This window comes from Planktothrix paucivesiculata PCC 9631, from assembly GCF_900009265.2.
GTDB lineage: Bacteria > Cyanobacteriota > Cyanobacteriia > Cyanobacteriales > Microcoleaceae > Planktothrix > Planktothrix paucivesiculata.
Genome location: NZ_LR735019.1, coordinates 448 through 1871 on the forward strand (window position 1 = coordinate 448; position 1424 = coordinate 1871).

1 protein-coding gene is annotated in these 1424 nt (G+C 37.2%); it reads right to left on the bottom strand.

Going from position 1 to position 1424, the window contains the following annotated elements; translation table 11 throughout:
• The coding region (locus tag PL9631_RS17000; protein ID WP_197046404.1) for a Rad2 family DNA repair protein at window positions 1-1424 on the bottom strand (1424 nt) is incomplete at both ends.

Sequence of the window (1424 nt, forward strand, 5' to 3'; positions counted from 1 at the left end):
GTTGTTTTTGGAGGGGGGTATAATTAGGAATTTCTGGTGTAGCAATATTTGTGGAATCACTACTATCCGTGGGATTAATTGTGGAATCCGATTGTTTTTGGAGAGGGTTATAATTAGAAACTTCTGGTGTAGCAATATCTGTGGAATCACTACTGTCTGGGGGATTAATTGTGGAATCCGGTTGTTTTTGGAGGGGGGTATAATTAGAAATTTCTGGTGTAACAATATTTGTGGAATCACTACTGTCTGTAGAATTAATTGTGGAATCCGATTGTTTTTTGAGAGGGGAATAATTAGAAATTTCTGGGTTAACAATATCTGTAGAATCACTACTTTCCGTGGGATTAATTGTGGAATCTGATTGTTTTTGGAGGGGAGAATAATTAGGAATTTCCGGTGTAACAATATTTGTGGGATTAATTGTGGAATCCGATTGTTTTTGGAGAGGGGAATAATTAGGAATTTCTGGGTTAGCAATATTTGTGGAATCACTACTGTCTGGGGGATTAATTGTGGAATCCGATTGTTTTTGGAGAGGGGTATAATTAGAAATTTCTGGTGTAGCAATATTTGTGGAATCACTACTGTCTGGGGGATTAATTGTGGAATCCGATTGTTTTTGGAGAGGGGTATAATTAGAAATTTCTGGGTTAGCAATATTTGTGGAATCACTACTGTCTGGGGGATTATTAATTGTGGAATCTGATTGTTTTTGGAGGGGGGTATAATTAGAAATTTCTGGTGTAACAATATTTGTGGGATTAATTGTGGAATCCGGTTGTTTTTGGAGGGGGGTATAATTAGGAATTTCTGGTGTAACAATATCCATGGAATCACTACTATCCGTGGGATTAATTGTGGAATCCGATTGTTTTTGGAGAGGGTTATAATTAGAAACTTCTGGTGTAGCAATATCTGTGGAATCACTACTGTCTGGGGGATTAATTGTGGAATCCGGTTGTTTTTGGAGGGGGGTATAATTAGAAATTTCTGGTGTAACAATATCCGTGGAATCACTACTGTCTGTAGAATTAATTGTGGAATCCGATTGTTTTTTGAGAGGGGAATAATTAGAAATTTCTGGGTTAACAATATCTGTAGAATCACTACTTTCCGTGGGATTAATTGTGGAATCTGATTGTTTTTGGAGGGGAGAATAATTAGGAATTTCCGGTGTAACAATATTTGTGGGATTAATTGTGGAATCCGGTTGTTTTTGGAGGGGGGTATAATTAGGAATTTCTGGTGTAACAATATCCATGGAATCACTACTATCCGTGGGATTAATTGTGGAATCCGATTGTTTTTGGAGAGGGGAATAATTAGGAATTTCTGGGTTAATAATATCTGTGGGGTTAATTGTTGATGTGGATTCGGTTTTGGGAATGTTGTCAACGGTAGAATCTGATTGTTTTTGGAGAGGG